This is a genomic window from Taurinivorans muris, from assembly GCF_025232395.1.
GTDB classification, from domain to species: domain Bacteria; phylum Desulfobacterota; class Desulfovibrionia; order Desulfovibrionales; family Desulfovibrionaceae; genus Taurinivorans; species Taurinivorans muris.
Map to the genome: position 1 here is coordinate 17,469 of NZ_CP065938.1, position 16,890 is coordinate 34,358.

14 protein-coding genes are annotated in these 16,890 nt (G+C 45.9%); 2 read left to right on the forward strand and 12 right to left on the reverse strand.

What is annotated here, in order from left to right:
- Nucleotides 1-4 precede the first annotated feature (4 nt).
- Genes murC through JBF11_RS00125 form a run of 11 tightly spaced genes read right to left on the reverse strand, consistent with a single transcriptional unit; the run spans nucleotide 5 to nucleotide 13,086 of the window.
- Nucleotides 5-1,405, reverse strand: coding sequence for a UDP-N-acetylmuramate--L-alanine ligase (gene murC, locus JBF11_RS00075; protein ID WP_334315354.1), 1,401 nt, complete (start codon nucleotides 1,403-1,405; stop codon nucleotides 5-7).
- Nucleotides 1,402-2,502 carry an undecaprenyldiphospho-muramoylpentapeptide beta-N-acetylglucosaminyltransferase gene (gene murG, locus JBF11_RS00080; RefSeq protein WP_334315355.1) on the reverse strand — a complete coding sequence of 367 codons (1,101 nt, stop codon included), beginning with the start codon at nucleotides 2,500-2,502 and terminating at the stop codon, nucleotides 1,402-1,404. The genes murC and murG overlap by 4 nt, the downstream gene beginning before the upstream one ends.
- Nucleotides 2,499-3,710, reverse strand: coding sequence for a putative lipid II flippase FtsW (gene ftsW / locus JBF11_RS00085; protein ID WP_334315356.1), 1,212 nt, complete (start codon nucleotides 3,708-3,710; stop codon nucleotides 2,499-2,501). Before ftsW ends, murG begins: the two co-directional genes overlap by 4 nt.
- A 27-nt stretch (nucleotides 3,711-3,737) precedes the next feature.
- Nucleotides 3,738-5,063 (reverse strand): UDP-N-acetylmuramoyl-L-alanine--D-glutamate ligase, encoded by a 1,326-nt coding sequence (gene murD / locus JBF11_RS00090; RefSeq protein ID WP_334315357.1) that lies wholly within the window; start codon nucleotides 5,061-5,063, stop codon nucleotides 3,738-3,740.
- A gap of 9 nt (nucleotides 5,064-5,072) precedes the next feature.
- Nucleotides 5,073-6,149: a phospho-N-acetylmuramoyl-pentapeptide-transferase gene (gene mraY / locus JBF11_RS00095; protein WP_334315358.1), complete on the reverse strand. Its 1,077-nt coding sequence runs from the start codon at nucleotides 6,147-6,149 to the stop codon at nucleotides 5,073-5,075.
- Nucleotides 6,139-7,569 carry a UDP-N-acetylmuramoyl-tripeptide--D-alanyl-D-alanine ligase gene (locus JBF11_RS00100; RefSeq protein ID WP_334315359.1) on the reverse strand — a complete coding sequence of 477 codons (1,431 nt, stop codon included), beginning with the start codon at nucleotides 7,567-7,569 and terminating at the stop codon, nucleotides 6,139-6,141. The genes mraY and JBF11_RS00100 overlap by 11 nt, the downstream gene beginning before the upstream one ends.
- Nucleotides 7,560-9,068: a UDP-N-acetylmuramoyl-L-alanyl-D-glutamate--2,6-diaminopimelate ligase gene (locus JBF11_RS00105; RefSeq protein WP_334315360.1), complete on the reverse strand. Its 1,509-nt coding sequence runs from the start codon at nucleotides 9,066-9,068 to the stop codon at nucleotides 7,560-7,562. Before JBF11_RS00105 ends, JBF11_RS00100 begins: the two co-directional genes overlap by 10 nt.
- The gene (locus JBF11_RS00110; RefSeq protein WP_334315361.1) at nucleotides 9,065-11,191 is read right to left on the reverse strand and encodes a penicillin-binding transpeptidase domain-containing protein; all 2,127 of its coding nucleotides are present in this window, start codon (nucleotides 11,189-11,191) and stop codon (nucleotides 9,065-9,067) included. The genes JBF11_RS00105 and JBF11_RS00110 overlap by 4 nt, the downstream gene beginning before the upstream one ends.
- A 9-nt stretch (nucleotides 11,192-11,200) precedes the next feature.
- Nucleotides 11,201-11,518, reverse strand: coding sequence for a hypothetical protein (locus JBF11_RS00115; protein ID WP_334315362.1), 318 nt, complete (start codon nucleotides 11,516-11,518; stop codon nucleotides 11,201-11,203).
- Nucleotides 11,519-11,523: 5 nt separating this feature from the next.
- Nucleotides 11,524-12,531, reverse strand: a complete 1,008-nt coding sequence (rsmH, locus tag JBF11_RS00120) for a 16S rRNA (cytosine(1402)-N(4))-methyltransferase RsmH (RefSeq protein ID WP_334315363.1) — start codon at nucleotides 12,529-12,531, stop codon at nucleotides 11,524-11,526.
- A gap of 9 nt (nucleotides 12,532-12,540) precedes the next feature.
- Nucleotides 12,541-13,086 (reverse strand): division/cell wall cluster transcriptional repressor MraZ, encoded by a 546-nt coding sequence (locus JBF11_RS00125; RefSeq protein WP_334315364.1) that lies wholly within the window; start codon nucleotides 13,084-13,086, stop codon nucleotides 12,541-12,543.
- Between the two features lie 215 nt (nucleotides 13,087-13,301).
- Between JBF11_RS00125 and pyk the strand changes: the two genes are divergently transcribed.
- Both pyk and JBF11_RS00135 read left to right on the forward strand, forming a co-directional pair.
- Nucleotides 13,302-14,717, forward strand: a complete 1,416-nt coding sequence (pyk, locus tag JBF11_RS00130; protein WP_334315365.1) for a pyruvate kinase — start codon at nucleotides 13,302-13,304, stop codon at nucleotides 14,715-14,717.
- Nucleotides 14,718-14,720: 3 nt separating this feature from the next.
- Nucleotides 14,721-15,722, forward strand: a complete 1,002-nt coding sequence (locus tag JBF11_RS00135) for an HD-GYP domain-containing protein (protein WP_334315366.1) — start codon at nucleotides 14,721-14,723, stop codon at nucleotides 15,720-15,722.
- Between the two features lie 108 nt (nucleotides 15,723-15,830).
- Here the strand turns inward: JBF11_RS00135 and JBF11_RS00140 are convergent, their stop codons facing one another.
- The gene (locus JBF11_RS00140; RefSeq protein WP_334315367.1) at nucleotides 15,831-16,880 is read right to left on the reverse strand and encodes an ABC transporter substrate-binding protein; all 1,050 of its coding nucleotides are present in this window, start codon (nucleotides 16,878-16,880) and stop codon (nucleotides 15,831-15,833) included.
- Nucleotides 16,881-16,890 lie beyond the last annotated feature (10 nt).

Here is a 16,890-nt window from a genome sequence, read left to right on the forward strand (position 1 = left end):
GGTTTTATTTTCCCAGAAATTCCAAAATCTTTGGAGCTAAAGCGGTGATGTTTCCCGCTCCTTGTGTGATGACGATATCGCCTTCCCTGACTTCGCCGCACAGTTTTTCAATAATTTCATCGTTCGTATTGCAGGTTGCAACGGAAAGGTTCGGACAAATCTGGCGGATACCATGGGCGAGGCTCGCACTGTTTATGCCCGGAATAGGTTTTTCGCTGGCGGCATAAATTTCTGAAAGGAATAATTTGTCAACCCCCTCAAAGCAGCTGCAAAAATCTCCGAACAACGCTTCTGTGCGTGAAAAGCGGTGGGGCTGGAACGCCATGATGATTCTGCTGTTCGGATATGCCTGCTTCGCACAGTTGACAGTCATTTTTATTTCCGTCGGATGATGTCCGTAATCGTCAATTACGGTAATGTTATTGACCTGACCTTTTAATTCAAAACGCCGTCCGACGCCTTTGAACCCTTTCAAACCTTCGAGGATAGCTTCTTTTGGAATATCCGCTTCAATACTTACGCAAATAGCCGCCAACGCATTGAGAACATTGTGTTTTCCCGGATGATTGAGGCTTACCTCACCCCAAAATTTTTCTTCCGCTTGGGCGTTGGCTGCGGTGATTTTCTTATAGACCTTGAAATGATTTGTTTTGCCGCTGCCGGTAATTTCAGCGCGCAGTTTGTTGTTTGCGCCGAAACCGTAGGTGATGACAGGACGTTTTACTTTCGGAAGTATTCTCTGTATGCCTTCGTCGTCTCCGCAGACAATGTTGACGCCGTAAAAAGGAACTTTATTCATGAAAGAAATAAAGGAGTTGTCAATATTTTCCTGGTTTCCGTAAAAGTCGATATGGTCGTAATCGATATTGGTCACAACGTTGATGATCGGGAAAAGGTAAAGAAATGAACCGTCTGATTCATCAGCTTCTGCGATGAGGTAATTTCCTTTTCCAAGTTTTGCGTTTGTGCCGTATGCATTCAGAAGTCCGCCGATAATGACTGTAGCGTCCTGTTCCGCTTCGTCAAAAATCGAAGCCGTTAAAGATGTCGTGGTTGTTTTTCCATGCGTGCCGGCAATGGCGATGCCGTACCGCAGACGCATGAGTTCGGCAAGCATTTCAGCGCGGGCGATAACAGGGATATTGCGTTTTTTGGCTGCGGCAATTTCTGCATTGTCATCATGTACGGCTGTTGAACGGACGACAACCTGCGGATTTTTGATATTTTCTTCCGCGTGCCCGATGAAAATTTCAGCACCGAGTTTTTTTAAGTGCTGTACTGTTTTGCTTTCGCTCATATCGGAACCGGTAACGGTGTAGCCCAGATTGAGAAGCACTTCCGCAATGCCGCTCATGCCGCTGCCGCCTATTCCTATCATATGTATGGCACGGATTTTATTGTTCATGATTGTCTCTTTTTCTGTAAAAGGTTATCAAGTTCGACAACAACGTTTTCCGCCGCATTTTTTTGCGCCGATTTTCCGATGTTTTCCGCCATTTCTGATAATTCAGCCTTACTTTGCAAAATGGAAAGAATAATTTTATCCATGGGATATTGTTTTATATCGCTTTCTTTGACCATGATCGCCCCGCTGCGGCTGACTATGCTTTGAGCGTTGGCGGTTTGGTGGTCGTTGGCGGCGTAAGGAAAAGGAATGAAAAGGGCAGGGGTTTTCGTTGCCGCAAGTTCTGCAATGCTTGTCGCTCCCGCCCGGCAAAGGGCGAAGTCCGCTTTTGCGTAAGCTTCAGCCATGTTATCAATGAATGGAAACAGCATGGTGTCGATTTCCGCTTGGCTGTATCCGTGACTTTTATATGCTTCCGCAACTCTGGCATAATCTTTTTCGCCGCATTGGTGGATGATATGGATGTTGTTGTCCCGAAGCGTACCGAGAAGCTGCACGGCAAGAGAATTGATTGCGACAGCGCCGAGGCTTCCCCCCATGACGAGAAGTTCGGTATAATCTTTGTTTTCCTTTTTCACATTTGCAATTTCATGGCGGATGGGATTTCCCGTAAGCACGCATTTTTCAGGGTTGAATTGCTTCTGCGTATCCGGAAGGGAAAGGCAAACGGTATCAACCAGTTTCGCAAGAATTGCATTGGCAAGACCGGCAACAGCGTTTTGTTCGTGTATCATGGTGGGAACGCCGCGGAGTTTTGCGGCAAGAAGCATGGCAAAGCAGGCATACCCGCCGAAACCGATCACGGCGTGGGGTTTGTATTTTTTCAAAAAACGGCAGCTTTCAAGAATTGCTTTGGACATGGCAAAAAGCGCTGAAATTGCTTTTAATCCGCGTCCTTTTATTCCCCGCACGTTCAGACCGTAAAAATCAAGCCCGTGTTTTCGGCAGAGTTCCTTTTCTTTTCCGTATAAGGAACCGGCAAACAATACTTCGGCATTGGGGTATTTTCGTTTTATTTCGTCGGCAACGGCTAGGGCGGGGAAAATATGTCCGCCCGTACCGCCTGTGGAAACAATGATTTTAAGCGTGTCCATCATGCATATTCCTTGTTGAGCTTTTGCATAGCCGGATTTGTCGTTTTTCCGGAGACGGTATTGGGTTTTTCTTCAAGAGCTGTCGTGCGGGAATAATTGAGAATGAGCCCGACACATATCATGGTTGCTATCATGGAACTGCCGCCGTAACTCAAAAATGGAATGGCGACGCCTTTGGGCGGAACCATGCCCATGATGACGGCTAGATTGAGGGTCGCCCCCAAGGCGATGATGAGGGAAAGCCCGAACGATGTGAGCTTGTCACGCAGTTCCTTTTGTCCGATGACAATTTTGTAGCAGCGCGCAAAAATAATCATGAATAAACTCATCATGATTGTGATGCCGAGGAGTCCGAGTTCCTCGCCGATGACGGAAACAATGAAGTCGTTGTGCGCTTCGGGCAGATAGAGCAGTTTTTGCCGTCCGTTCCCCATGCCGACACCTAAAAAACTTCCTTCTGCAAGGGCGTAAAAAGATTGAACAAGTTGGTAACCTGTTCCCTGCGCGTCTTTAAACGGGTCGATAAAAGCGAGCAAACGGCGCATCCGGTAAGGGGAATTCATGATAAGGCTGACGGCGAGCGTTGTCATCATGCTGAAAGACAATGCCAAATAAATGAAACGTGTTCCGCCCGCAAGGCAAAGGAAAAAGAGAATAGCCAGCAAAATGATGGCTGCACCGAAATCCGGCTGCAAGAGGAGCAGCAGACATAAAATGCCGGTAATGGCAAAAGGGGGAATGACCCCTTTGCTGAATGTGCGTCCCAAATGCTGGTGCGTGCTTAGAAAATAGGAAAGATAAAGGACAAGGGCTATTCTTGCGAATTCCATAGGCTGTAAGGAAAATCCGAAGAAAGGCAGCCAGCGGCTGGCTCCGTTTACGTCTATGCCCAGCGGTGTCAATGTGAGCAAAAGCAGGAAGACGGTGACGGAGATTGCCAAATAGTGCACGGAATTGATGATTTTTCTCGGAAAATAAATGCAGATGCACATGATGACAAGCCCAAGGGAAACAAAGGCGAATTGTTTTTTAAAAAAATAGTATTTATCATGAAAATCACGTTCTCCGACAACGCTGCCGGCACTCAGAACCATAAGCAAACCGAAACTCAGCATGACAAGTATGCATGCCAAAAGCAGCCAGTCTATATTGTGATATGCAGTGCTTTGCGCTGTTCTTCTTTTCATGTTTTTATTCAATGTGTTAATCATAATAAATTCCGAAATAATTCTTTGATTTCATTTGAGATTTCGCACAAGATTTTTAAAATCGCCGCCTCTTGCGATATAGCTTGCATATTGGTCAAAACTTGCGGTTGCAGGCGCGAGCAGAACCGCGTCGCCTTTATCAGCCGTTTGTTTCGCACGTTCCAGGGCTTGGCTGAGTTTTTCATCATAAGAAAGGGAAAGATGGTTTTTCCATGCGTTTTCAAAATACTCGCGGCTTCCGCCGTACAGGGCGACATGTTTCACTTTTCCCCGCATGAGCGGAAGCAAGGCAGCCAAATCCCCGCCTTTGAACTTTCCTCCCGCAAGCAGGATGATAGGGTGTTCTGCTTCGCTTACAGCTTTTATGGCGACGGCAAGAGCGGTTACCGTTGTGCATTTGGAGTCGTTGATATAAGTAATGCCGTCAAGTTCGCGGACAAATTCAAGCCTGTTTTCCATGGGGCTGATTTTCTCCATGGCTTTTCGGGCGTTTTCAAAGCTTACGCCAAAAAGTTGGCAGGCTTGCCATGCCGCTTCCGCGTTGCTTTGATTATGCTGACCCAATAACTTTGTTTTGGGAAAATTCTTTTTGTCGGCGTCAAAAACAATGGTTTTCGCTTTGAACCCGTATTCGTTTGCAAGGTGGGCGATGTCTTGCCCCAAAACTGCGAAATCGGTATCGGTCTGGTGGGCGAACAAATTCATTTTCGCATCCGTGTATTCCTGCATGTTTTTGTGATAATCCAGGTGATTTTCGGAAATATTCAAACAAATCCCGACATGGACGGGCAGGGCGTTGCAGGTTTGAAGCTGAAAACTGGAAAGTTCCAAAACAAGAACATCGGCTTTTTCGCTTCGGGGATTTTCCAAACGTTTTAAGGCATATTCCGATAAAGGCGTGCCGATGTTGCCGCCGGTGAAGATATTCAAACCTTGTTCCTTAAGCATTTCGGAGCAGACGGCCGTGGTGGTGGTTTTCCCGCTTGTGCCGGTAATGCCCAAAATGGGGGTGCCGTCACAAAAAAGATAGGCGATTTCCGTTTCGGAAACGGCAAGTGCTGTTTCAGGCAAAAGACCGGCAAATTGAGCTATGGCAGCTCCGGGGCTCGGAATAAAGATATCGCAGCCGGAAAAATTCTCTTTTTTATGTTCGCCAAAAAAACAAGGAATGTTTTGTTCTTGCAAAAAGCGTTTAAATTCCGGAAGAAGCTTTTCTTCTTTTTGTTCATGAAAAACAAGAGGAACGCCGTATGAATTGAGCAGTTTTATGACAGCGCGTCCGGAATTTCCGCCTCCGACAACGTGGGCGGTGCATTTGCCGGCAAGTTTGTTTTTTATTTCAGCCAATGTTATCATGATCTTGTCCTATCTGATTTTAAGTACGCTGAGGGACATCAGGGCGAATAAAACGGAAATGATCCAAAAACGGATGATGATTTTTGATTCTGTCCAGCCCTTAAGCTCGAAATGGTGGTGCAAAGGCGCCATTTTGAAAAGACGTTTTCCGCCGGAGTAGCGAAAATAAGCCACTTGCAGGGTCACGCTGAGGGTTTCAATAACAAATAAGCCGCCCGCAAGAATGAGGATGAGTTCTTGTTTTGCCAAAATCGCTAAAAAGCCGATTACTCCGCCAAGGCTGAGTGAGCCGACATCGCCCATGAAAACTTCCGCAGGCTGGGCGTTGAACCATAAAAAACCGAGCCCTGCGCCCATCAGCGCTCCGCAAAAAATAACGACTTCGCTCACTCCCGGAACAAATGCCACCTGCAAATACGCTGCAAAATTGGCGTGTCCCGCCACATAAAGAAAAATAGCGTAAACACCGGTACAAATCACGACGGGCAAAATCGCCAAACCGTCCAAACCGTCCGTGAGGTTTACGGCATTTGAGGAACTTACAAGCACAATAGCCGCAAAAACAATATAGAACAAACCTAAATCGGGAAGAAACTGTTTGAAGAAAGGAATGGAAAGCACTGTGCTGTAACCGGAAAACTTAAGCATGCAGATAAGGGAAATACAGGCAATGGCAAGCTGCCCCAAAAATTTTGTTTTGGCTTTTATCCCTTGGTTTTTATGGTGGGAGATTTTACTCATGTCATCAATAAAACCGATGAGACCGAAACCGATGAAGACAAGAAAAGTAAGCCAGATGTAGCTGTTGGTTAAATCCGCGAAAAGAAGCGTCGAGAGCACGGTGCCGAAAATGATGAGTATGCCGCCCATTGTCGGCGTGCCGGCTTTTTTTTGATGCACGACGACGTCTTCATGGATTTGCTGACCGAATTTGAGTTTATGCAGCATGCGGATAAAAAACGGACCGACCAAAATCGTCAGCACAAGGGCGAAAAGCATGGCGCCGAGCGTACGGATGCTGATATAGCGCAATATATTGAAAAACGTGAAGTATTCGGTAAGGGGCAGGAGGAAGTTATACAGCATTGTTTTGCTCCGTGAATGCTTTTACATATTCTTCCAAATGGTTGGAACGGGAACCTTTGAACACGATAAGATGTTTTGCGTGCGTGAAGGGGAGTTTTTTTATTTCTTCCATGAACTTTTCCGTATTTTCAAGCGGGCTGAATATTCCTGTGTAATTGTGCTCCGCCAAGCCTTTTTGCAGGGCTGGGGCGAAGCTGCCTTTGAAAAATACCGCAAGAGGATTTTTTTGCGCGGCAAGCTTTCCGAACTCCTCGTGTTCCTGTTCCGCAAGATCTCCAAGTTCTTTCATTTCACCGAACACAAGGATAAAATCTTTATCTTCCGCAAGTTCGCCTGCGGATTCAAGCATGCGGGCGGCGGAAAGGGGATTGGCATTATATGTGTCGTCGATGAGCGTCCATTGACCCAGCTCATGTTTATTAAACCGCATAGCCGGTGCTTGGACGGTTCTCAAGGCTTTTTGGATTTGTTCCTCGCTGAACCCGAGTTCAAGGGCGAGGCTCGCCGCCGCTATGCAGTTTTCCGCGCCGTATTCCCCGACGTAAATGCTTTCCGCTTCAAAACTATGCGTTGGTGTTGTGAGCGAATATTTGCCCAAGCCCTGTTCCGTGACTCCCAAGTATTTGCCTTGATAAGGAATTTTTTTAGATGACGTGCTGAAAAATTTTGTGTCGGTTTTGTTGTAACAGGCATGGACAAAAAGATCCGGATAATCGCCGCTCACGTAGGCGGAGCCGTTTTGGGGCAGAAAATTTAAAAGCTGCGCCTTATAATATGCGACCCCCATATCTCCCAAACCTTCCGAATGCCCGGTTGCCGCGTTTAGAATAACCGCCATATCGGGCCATAAAATTCTGCCTAATTCGTCCATGTCTTCGGCATGGCTGATACCAAGTTCAAAAACCCAGTATTTTTCTTTGCCGCTTGCGTTTAAAATGGAAACCGGCATACCGATTTGGGTATTGTAATTGAGCGGATTTTTGGCAACATTTTTTTCATTGAAGCTTAAATCTTCTTCCATGCTTAGAATATGGGCGATGAGTTCCTTGACAGACGTTTTTCCGGCTGTGCCCGTGATGCCGATAACTTTTTTCGTTTTATCCTCCCCGAAACGAAGCCTTGCCTTGCAGGCGAGCAAGCCTAATGCTTTTACGCTGTTTTCAACCAAAAGCACCGGCACGGGCGGATTTTCGCCAAAGGGATTTTTTTCTGCCAAAACGGCGCTCGCACCGCGGGCGACAGCGTCTTTGGCAAAATTATGACCGTCGTTATTTTCACCTTTTATGCAAACGAAAAGATTGTTTTTTTGCACAAGTCTATTGTCGTAGGCGGCGCCGTCAAATGAAAGGTTTTCATATTCTTTGTCATAAAGAAGAACGGCATCGCAGTCCTGCAGTGCTTGAGAAACGGTTATTTGCATATTTCTTCCCTTATAATTTCCTGGTCGCTGAAATGGTATTTTGTCTTGCCTATGATTTGGTAAGTTTCATGTCCTTTTCCCGCAATAAGCACGGCGTCGCCGTTTTGGGAAATCTTTGCCGCACACTGCAAGGCTTCTTTTCTGTTCGTAATGCGACGGACTTCTTTTGCCGCGGCGAGTCCCGGCATAATATCGTCGAGGATTTGTTCGGGGTCTTCCGTTCTGGGGTTGTCGGAAGTCAGAATGACGATGTCGCTCGCTTCGGCGACGGCTTTGCCCATGAGCGGACGTTTTGTCTTGTCCCTGTCGCCGCCGCAGCCAAAAACGGTGATGATGCGTTTAAAGCCCGCCTTGCGCAAAGCGTCTTGGGCATGGATGAGCGCGTCGGGAGTGTGGGCGTAATCCACAAAATAGCTGACATCTTTTTTGCTGTCGTAAATACGTTCAAGGCGTCCCGGAACCCCTTCGAAACCGGAAAGCTTTTGCAGATCGTCAACAGAAAAGCCAAGCTGCAGGGCTAAACATTCAACGCCTAAAATGTTGCAGGCGTTATGTTCGCCGACAAGCGGCGTTTTCAGTTCCCATTTCATGCCGTTGTAGCAATGCTCGATAATGAGTCCTGCCGGGGAGTTGGCTTTCAGCTGTCCGTGCATGATGGGACTGTCTGTGCAAACACAGGAACAATCGGCACGACCTTTTTGGTGCAAATAAAAAGGTTGCGCGGCAGGGCATGAAGTGATAAGGCGTTTGCCGTATTCATCATTGCCGAAAACGCTCATCGCTTTGTTTTTCTTTGGCATGTCTTGGAAAAGTCTTGCTTTCGCCTGGAAATAATTTTCCATTGTTTCATGGTAATCCAAATGGTCCTGGGTGAGGTTCGTAAAAATAGCCCCGGAAAATTCAATGCCCGCAACACGGTTTTGGTCGATGGCATGGGAGGAAACTTCCATGATGACGACATCGCAGCCGGCTTTTTTTATTTCCGCCAATGCGCTGTGCAGGGTAAGGCAGTCGGGGGTCGTGAGAGGCGCGTCTTCGAAATGCCCTTGCCAGTGATAGCTGACAGTGCCGAGAACGGCAGGTTTTTTCCCGCATTTTTCATATAAATGTTCCAAGAGGTAGCTTGATGTCGTTTTGCCGTTTGTTCCGATAATGGCGATAACGGGAATAGGATAGTCTTTTGTTTTGAATGAAATTTGCGCAAGTTCGCCAAGAGATTGCCTTACATTTTCCACCAAGGTGAAAGCTGTGCCGGGATTTGCCGTAAATTCTTTTTCATACGCGGCATAGCAGTCTTGGGTCAGAACAATATGGTCCGCGCCGTTTTTTATTGCGTCGTCGATATACTTAATTGCGGGAAATTGCGTGCCTTTGTGTGAAGAAAGCGCAAGAGGCATGAAGATGAAAACGTCATTTTTCTGTACCGTTCTGGAATCTGTGGCGAGCGTTAAAGAATTTTCCCGTATGGTGCCGCAAAGTTCTGAAAATGTTTTTATCATTTTTCCGTTCCTTTATTGCTTTGGATTTGTCCGTCATTTTCCGGTTCCTTAGGCAGGGACAAATAGAGTTTATACGTATGGCTGATTATTTTTTCCTTATTGTTTTCATCACGGACGATGACTTTTGTGCCGGCGGGCGGTTCTTGTTTCACCACATACATACCGTTGCCGATAATTTCCGGTAATTGTCCAAATTCATTGAATATTTCCAAAGCTTTCTTGAGAGTCTGCCGGGTTACGTCAGGAACGATGCCGTTTTTTATTGTTTGGCGTTTTTGAGGTTTGAGCGAGAGGGTTTCACCGGTAAATTTATTGGACTCGCTTGCAAAAATGACATCGGGCAAATCGCCGCTGTATGCCATGCTTCTCTGGGCTATTTCCTGGAATACCGGAGCCGCCAGACGTCCGCCGTAGGAGTTTTTATCCAAATCATCAAGGAGAACATAAATAATATACTTGGGATTGTCCGCAGGCACTATGCCGATGAAAGAAGCCATGCGCATATCCCCGTAACCCGACGTGTCAGCTGAGCCCGCTTTTTGGGCCGTGCCTGTTTTTCCCGCGACGCGCACCCCGGCGATACGGGCGTTTTTGCCGGTACCGTTGCCGTCTACGACCGTTTCCATCATCTTAAGCACTTCGCGTGCGACTTTTCTGCTGAAAACCCGCTGCTCCGCGACATTTTCACTGCTTTCATCCTTTATGATATGCAGGTGGACCCGTTCGCCGTCGTTTGCCAAGATATTGAAGGCTTGCACCATTTGCAGGGCTGTTGCGGAAATACTTTGCCCGAACCCGGTGGAAAGGAGGTCCGCCTCGCTCCAATCGCGTAAAGGACGGATAATGCCTTTGCTTTCCGCCAATCCGATGTCTGTGGAATTGCCGAATCCCATATCGAGCAAAAACTGGCGGGTGATTTTCGCACCCATTGTTTGGGTGATTTTAGCCATGCCGATATTGCTCGAATAGGCGAGAATCTCTTCCGTCGTGAGCTCTTTGTAAGCTCTGCCGTCATCGCCGATGGTGAACGGTTTCTTATCTTTTCCGATTTTTATGTGTTCAAGGGTCCAAACGCCGTTTTCCGTATCGAATTTCGTATCAAGGTCTATGATTTTGTTTTCCAATGCGCCCGCGACAATAAGGGGTTTGAACGTCGACCCAGGTTCAAGGGCGTCTGCCGCAAGCCTGTTCCTGTATATTTCCGCTGAATAGTTTCTGAAATTATTAGGATTGAAAAAAGGATATTGTGCCCATGCCAAGATGTTGCTTGTTTTCGCATCGGCAATAAGCACGCCTCCCCATTTCGCATTATTTGTTTCCACAGCTTTTGAAATCACTTCTTCGGCGATGAACTGCAGCTGCACATCGATAGTCAAGTGCAGGTCTTCGCCGCGGCTTTCTTTGTCGTTGATGTCGTATAAAGCCCGTCCTGCGATGTCGCGGGGGACGACTTGCTTTTGTGAATTGCCGACCAAAACGTCATTGAACGCCCGTTCGACCCCTTCAAGCCCTTTATTGTCAACACCGACAAAGCCAAGCAGTTGTCCCGCCAAATGCTTGTAGGGGTAAACCCGTTCGTATTCGGTGCTGAGCCCTATGCCCGGAAGATTGGTTTGCTGAACGGTGCTTGCTGTCGCATCATCGATTTTACGTTTGAGCCAAATGAAAGACCGGTCCTGCTTCAGGCGTTCCGCCAATTTTTTTTCGTCAAGGTCCAAGATAGGGGCGAGGGTTTTTGCGGTAAAATCGGGATCGGAAATTTGTTTCGGGTGGGCGTAAATTGATTTCACTTCAACGCTTCGAGCCAAAATCTGTCCGTTTCTGTCATAGATATTGCCTCGTTTCGCTTCGACCAGCTGGGTCATCAAATGCTGTTTCGAGGACATGGCGCGAAGCTCCGGACCGATGACGATTTGCAGATAAAACGCTCTTCCCCAAAGGATAGCCCAAAGGATGATGAAAATCACGGCGACAACTTGAAACCGTACTTTTGAAATGTCGAATTGAAGCAAATGGTCAGCAACCCAGCGGTTTTTCATTGTTTTTCCCGCTGCTGTCTTTTTTGTGTTGGGCTTGTTCTTTTTCCGTCTTAAGCCCGTATTGTTTTGCTGTATTCTCATCATAACGAAAGCCTAATCTATCAACCGTCTTATTTGCCCCGGGTCGGCGATGCGCAAACCTAAATCTTTTGCTTTTTCATTCAAAACATAAGGGGAGAGCAGGCTGTCCCTTTCCACTTCAAGTTTTGTTATATGGGCTGAACCGTTATCAATTTCTTTTTGAAGTTTAAAAATTTCATATCCCAAATCATTGCGGGCTATGCTGATCCAGATAAGCGCGACGCCCGTCGCGAGGCTGAACAGCAAAGAGATAATCATGCATAAGCCCCATGCTCCGGAATTATGGATATGAACGGGAAGAGGGGTTTTGTTTTCTTGTTCTTCGTTCATAACGGTTATCCTATTTTTTGGGCTATACGCAGTTTTGCACTGCTTGCACGGGGGTTTGCAAGGCATTCTTCTTTTGTGGGAAGAATAGGTTTTTTGGTTAAAATTTCCGCTTGTTTTTCATGCTTGCAAACGCAAACCGGAAGATGGGGCGGACAAATACAGTCCGACGCCCATTCTTTGAATTTTTGCTTCACTATTCTGTCTTCCAAGGAATGGAACGTGATAATGGCGATGACGCCATGGGGAGCGACATGGTTTATGATGGCATCTAAAAATGTGTTGAGTTGGCCAAGCTCGTCATTGACGTACATGCGTATCGCCTGAAATGTGCGTGTGGCGGGGTGGTTTCTTGCCGTGGCGCGCCATTTGGCAGGGTAGGCATGATAGATGATGTCCGCCAGTTCCTTGGTGTTTTCAATGGGGTTTTCCTGGCGCCTGTCAATAATGGCACGGGCTATGCGTCCTGCTTGGGGGTCTTCGCCAAGTTTTTCAATGACTTGCTTCATGGTGGCGAAATCCGCTTTATTTACAAAACTATGGGCTGTTTCCGAATAAGGCTTCGCTTCTTTTTTTTGCAGATACCCCTTATCCATGCGCATATTGAGCGGACCTTCCTTGTGGTAGCTGAAGCCGCGCTCCGCAACGTCCAACTGCAGGGAACTCACGCCCAAATCAAGCAGAACCCCGTTGAAAAGAGGATAGTCCATCGCAGGCAAAACCGTTTCAAAACCTGCATAGTCGCTTTCAAAAAGACGGCATTGTTCTTTATATTCTTTCAAGTTTTCGTCTGCACGGGCAAGCGCATCGGGGTCCCTGTCCAATCCGCAAAGATTGGCTTTTATGCCGAGTTTTGAAAATTCTTGCAAAAGAGTTTTGCTGTGTCCCCCCAAGCCGAGAGTGCCGTCCAAAAACCAAGGATTTTGGCAGGCTTTGTTTTCCCGGCTCATTAAAGCTTGGATAACTTCCTGTAACAATACGGAAACATGTTTTGCGTTTTGAGCGGTTATCGTCATAGGGCAACTCTACAAGGCGAAATCTATTCCGCTGTCGTTGAGTTCATCGCTTACGGCATTGAAATCAATTTCTTCCATGCTTTGCTTAAGAAGGGTCGGATTCCAAATTTCAAAACGGTTGGTAAGACCTAATATAGTGATTTCTTTATCTAATTGTGCATATTCGCGATGTTCTTGCGAGAGTCGGATTCTTCCTTGGGCGTCAAGGCATTGTTCTTCGGCGCCGCCTATGAACAAACGGCGGAATGCCCGTACTTTGGAAGACGGATTTGCTATTTTGGTAAATTGTTCTTCCAATTTAAGCCAGTCAAGCCACGGATAGGCGACAAGGCAGCTGTCATAGGTTGTGACAACAACTTTTATTTCGCTTTTTTCGTCGGTTTTTATTTCAGAAATTTCGTTTTCTTTCATTATGGCATTAGCGGCATTTTGCGGAAGAAAAAGTGTGTTCTCGCTTTTTTGCATACGCAGAAGCAGACTTTCCCTGTATTCCGGGGAAAGCATGAAACGTCCTTTCGGGTCTAAGCTGCGTTGTGTTCTTCCTCTGAAATTCATTTTAACCCACTTCTTACCACTTTTTTCCACTTTTTCATTATTTTTTAACTTTGTCAAGTTATAAATAAAATTTTTCTTATCTTATTATAATCATTTCATAAAATTTTTATTGGCAGTGATTGTTATAAAAAAACATATTGATATTCAATGATTACAAATGTTAACTCGACAACGGAAATAAAATTTTGTAAAATGAAAACAAATAAGGAGAAGATATGCGTACAAAAATTATTGCAACCATTGGTCCGAGTTCTGCAAATGAAGAAAAATTGCTTGCTTTGGCAAAAGCCGGGGTGAATATTTTTCGTTTGAATTTTTCGCATGGAAATAAGGATTTCTTTCATTCCGTTATTTCCGCCATACGCAATGTCCAAGAAAAGCTCGGAATCAATCTGACCGTATTGCAGGATTTGTCCGGTCCCAAAATCCGTATCGGTACCTTGGATGTCGACTCCTATCAAGTGCAGTTCGGGGATGTTTTTTATTTGGGAAAGGAAAAGGTTTCCGATACCTATCCTTTCATCCCTTTTGAATATGAGGAAGTGATAAAAGAACTTAAAATCGGTGAATCGCTTGTTTTGGCGGACGGTTCTTTGCAATTCACCGTAAAAGAGTGTTTGGGGCACGGGGTTTTGATTGAATCCCAAAGCTATGGCATCATCACCTCGCGCAAAGGGCTTGCCATTCCCAATAAGGCGATCAATTTGCCTGCGCTTACGGAAAAAGATATTAAAGATTTGGCTGTCGGCATTGAACTTGGGGTTGACGCTGTCGCTCTTTCTTTTGTGCAGACTCCTGAAGATGTCATTTTGCTCCGCTCCAAACTGAAAGAATTGGGAGCGGAAGAGCTTCCTATCGTTTCCAAGCTGGAACGGCAAATGGCCCTTGACAATTTGGACAGGATTATCGAGGAAAGCGATATGATCATGGTTGCAAGAGGAGATTTGGGGGTCGAATGTTCTCTCTCCCTTCTTCCTTCCATTCAAAAGCGTATCATCAAAGCCTGCAATCTTGCTGCGAAACCGGTCATTGTCGCAACGCAGATGCTTCTTTCCATGGTCCATGCCAACCGTCCGACACGGGCGGAAGTGACCGACGTCGCCAATGCGGTTTTAGACGGCGCTGACTGCGTCATGCTGTCGGAAGAAACGGCAATGGGTGAATATCCGGTCGAAACGGTAAGCTATATGCGGAAAATCACAGCGCAGGCCGAAGAGTATTTTTTAACGAATAATATTTTAAAAACGCCAGAATATAGTTGTGGTCTGCCGGAATTTTTGGCATACTCGGCTTGCTTGTTGGCGGAAAAAGCGAACGCGCATGCTTTGGTTGTTCATTCCCGTTCAGGAAAGAGTGCTTTTTATCTTTCTTCCTGCAGACCGAAACATGCCGTTTATGCTTTGACTTTGAGCAAAAATGTTTTGCATAAGATGAATTTTGCTTGGGGCGTGTCGCCGTATTTTGTTAAAGATTCGCAGGAACCAAGCCATTTGGTGCGGGTGCAGGATTTTGTCGATGAGTTCGCCCTTATTCCTCACGGAGCGAAAATTGTGTTCACCGTGGGAGATCAGCCTCCGCATTTACAAGCACAGGGAACAAACTTGGTAAAAATTTATACGAAACAGGCATAGGAAATGAATAAGAAGAAAACGAAAGAATCTATCAGCGAGGAATACTATCCTATCAGCATGGAAATCTTGCAGAGTTTTCCAAAATACCGTCCTAAGGTCGATTTATATATTTTTAAGGAAGATATTGCTCGGTTATATCCGATCGCCAAAAAAGATGTCCGGCTTTCCAATGAGCAATTGGAAGAAATATACCAAGCCTGCAAAGATGAAATTTTATTCGTTTCCCGCAGTGATCAGCATATTTATGTCGATTTGCTTTCAAAACAGGCGGAACTTGTTCTTTTCAACTCCAATCTGCTTGAATCCGAGATTGTGCAGATTTTAATGCAGGCTTTGGAAATGAGGCTTGGACTTTTGCTTGAACAGCCTTTGCCGGCTTATTATGAGCCGTTATACAAAGATGTCATGGTTTTTTGCGAATATATCTGGAAAGACACGAAGCGGATCAATGCTTTTGTGCCGAAAATAGAAACAAAGGAATTTAAAGTCGCCGCGCATGGCGTAACAACATTGATTATCGGGTGCTGGCTTTATTTAAAAACACGCAATGACGATACGAACAGGAAAAATTTTGAACGGCTGGCTCTCGGGCTGATTTTGCATAATATCGGTTTGTGCAAAGTTCCCGCCCATATCGTGTATAAAGATGCGCCGCTGAACAAGGAAGAAACTGAAAAATATCAAGCCCATGTGCGTCAGGGAGCGGCTTTGCTGAATAAATTCGGTTTGAGTCATGCGAGCATTATCCAAACTGTGGTGGAACACCATGAACGCAGTGACGGAAGCGGCTATCCCGCACATCTGACAGGATCTAAAATTTCTGATAACGGCTGTATTTCGATAGTTGCCAATGCTTTTGCCGATTTAATCGTGTCAAAAAACGGAGTGCCGAGAGTGACGACCCTGGAAGCCACGAGGCAGCTTGTCAAAGACGCTTCCTTGCCTGTCGCCCTTACCGGAGTGCTTTTGAAAGCCTATGCGGACAGATATTTTCCTGATGTATGATGAAAAATTCGCAGGCTTTTTTCATGTTTGTTTTTGTATAATTAACTACGAGCGGTGTTGATAAAAAAATCCTCCCCCCTGCGGATATTTCAAGGGGGAGGATTTTTATCATTGCGCAAGCGCTTTTAAATAATTGTCGGTAATTTTTGAGTTTGCTTTCATTCTGTCGATTTCACGCGGTGAAAAATTGCCGTGTTCAATTGTGTAATCGATCATATCCGTAACGTATTGCTGTATTTTTCCGTTCGGAGCGAACATTTCCAGCTGTTCTTCGAGCGAAAAGACTATATGGCGTCGGATATCGAGTTTTGCTTGCGATTCGGGCAGATCATTTCCTGTCCATTCCTTGTAAAACTTGACATAGTCTTTTGCCAGAAGGCTGCTGTCGGTGTTTTTGATATGTTCCAAGCCTTTCATGTACATACGCAGGAAAGCGGTTGTCTGTTCCGGGTTTTTGTCTGCGAAGTTTTTATTGGCAAGCAAGAATACGTATTGCGTCAAGCCGCAGTCCAAGGCTTTTGCGGCTGTTTGAAACCCTTTATTTTCCGCTTCAAAAGTAAAGGGAGCCCAAAGGGTTATTATATCTCCGTCACCTCCTGTGAAGGCGCTTAATGCCGGTGTCGGTTCGCTTTCATGCAAAATGACATCTTTTTCCGATAAACCCAAAATTTTCAGCCAGTTCGATAAAAGGTAATGCCCCGATGTGTTTTTGGTGTACACTATTTTTTTATTTGCAACGGTTTCTGCCGAACCGTAAACGTTCGGAAAGAGCGGATTGTTTCCTTTTGTTTTCAGTATCGGGCTGTCTTTGCGCACGTAAACGGCATTTGAGGCGGATTCGTCATTGGCAGCGGCGATGATATACACGTAGTCGCTTAATGGTTCAATCAAAGAGGGAACGGCTCCGCAGCCGGCAACGGACCAGTTTGTGGCGGCAAGGCTTTCAACGATGCTTTTGCCGGAATCAAACGGTATCATGCTCAGGTCAAAGCCTTGTTCCTTGTCCCAGCCGTTGTTTTTTGCATACCATGCAACGAAGGTTTCAAATTCTCCCATCCAGGCGCTTGCAAGTTTCGGCAGTTCGGCGGCATATGCCGGAGCCGCGGTAAGAAGCATTGCCAAATGCAGGAAGGCAGCGATGATTTTTTTCATATTCATAGGTAAATAA

Bases quoted from the DNA above. Each gene is read 5' to 3' on its own strand.
- murC (WP_334315354.1), bottom strand. From the start codon at position 1,405: ATGAACAATAAAATCCGTGCCATACATATGATAGGAATAGGCGGCAGC.
- murG (WP_334315355.1), bottom strand. From the start codon at position 2,502: ATGATGGACACGCTTAAAATCATTGTTTCCACAGGCGGTACGGGCGGA.
- ftsW (WP_334315356.1), bottom strand. From the start codon at position 3,710: ATGATTAACACATTGAATAAAAACATGAAAAGAAGAACAGCGCAAAGC.
- murD (WP_334315357.1), bottom strand. From the start codon at position 5,063: ATGATAACATTGGCTGAAATAAAAAACAAACTTGCCGGCAAATGCACC.
- mraY (WP_334315358.1), bottom strand. From the start codon at position 6,149: ATGCTGTATAACTTCCTCCTGCCCCTTACCGAATACTTCACGTTTTTC.
- JBF11_RS00100 (WP_334315359.1), bottom strand. From the start codon at position 7,569: ATGCAAATAACCGTTTCTCAAGCACTGCAGGACTGCGATGCCGTTCTT.
- JBF11_RS00105 (WP_334315360.1), bottom strand. From the start codon at position 9,068: ATGATAAAAACATTTTCAGAACTTTGCGGCACCATACGGGAAAATTCT.
- JBF11_RS00110 (WP_334315361.1), bottom strand. From the start codon at position 11,191: ATGATGAGAATACAGCAAAACAATACGGGCTTAAGACGGAAAAAGAAC.
- JBF11_RS00115 (WP_334315362.1), bottom strand. From the start codon at position 11,518: ATGAACGAAGAACAAGAAAACAAAACCCCTCTTCCCGTTCATATCCAT.
- rsmH (WP_334315363.1), bottom strand. From the start codon at position 12,531: ATGACGATAACCGCTCAAAACGCAAAACATGTTTCCGTATTGTTACAG.
- JBF11_RS00125 (WP_334315364.1), bottom strand. From the start codon at position 13,086: ATGAATTTCAGAGGAAGAACACAACGCAGCTTAGACCCGAAAGGACGT.
- pyk (WP_334315365.1), top strand. From the start codon at position 13,302: ATGCGTACAAAAATTATTGCAACCATTGGTCCGAGTTCTGCAAATGAA.
- JBF11_RS00135 (WP_334315366.1), top strand. From the start codon at position 14,721: ATGAATAAGAAGAAAACGAAAGAATCTATCAGCGAGGAATACTATCCT.
- JBF11_RS00140 (WP_334315367.1), bottom strand. From the start codon at position 16,880: ATGAATATGAAAAAAATCATCGCTGCCTTCCTGCATTTGGCAATGCTT.